This is a genomic window from Pseudomonas sp. SIMBA_067 (assembly GCF_046534675.1).
Lineage (GTDB): Bacteria > Pseudomonadota > Gammaproteobacteria > Pseudomonadales > Pseudomonadaceae > Aquipseudomonas > Aquipseudomonas putida.
Map to the genome: position 1 here is coordinate 1 of NZ_JAWRYH010000454.1, position 271 is coordinate 271.

General features: G+C 72.0%; 1 protein-coding gene. It reads left to right on the plus strand.

What is annotated here, in order from left to right; genetic code table 11:
- Positions 1–4: 4 nt before the first annotated feature.
- Positions 5–136, plus strand: a complete 132-nt coding sequence (locus SB765_RS29870; protein ID WP_410932526.1) for a DUF2909 domain-containing protein — start codon at positions 5–7, stop codon at positions 134–136.
- Positions 137–271: the final 135 nt, after the last annotated feature.

Below are 271 nucleotides of genomic sequence, written 5' to 3' on the forward strand. Positions count from 1 at the left end.
CCTGATGCGGGACAAAGGCAGCACCAACCGCACGGTCAACGCGCTGACGGTGCGCATCGGCCTGTCGGTGGCGCTGTTCCTGTTCGTGCTGTTCGCCCACCACATGGGCTGGATCGAAAGCACCGGGCTTAGATAGCCCCGCTGGCCGCCGGTTCCCGGCGCGCGTCCAGCCGCCTATTGGAACACGGACCGCCATCGAGCGAAGGGCGAGGCCCGCGGCGCCGGTTTCCCGGCGGCCCGCCAGCCTCGCCCCGTCCAGCCGCCGGCCCGG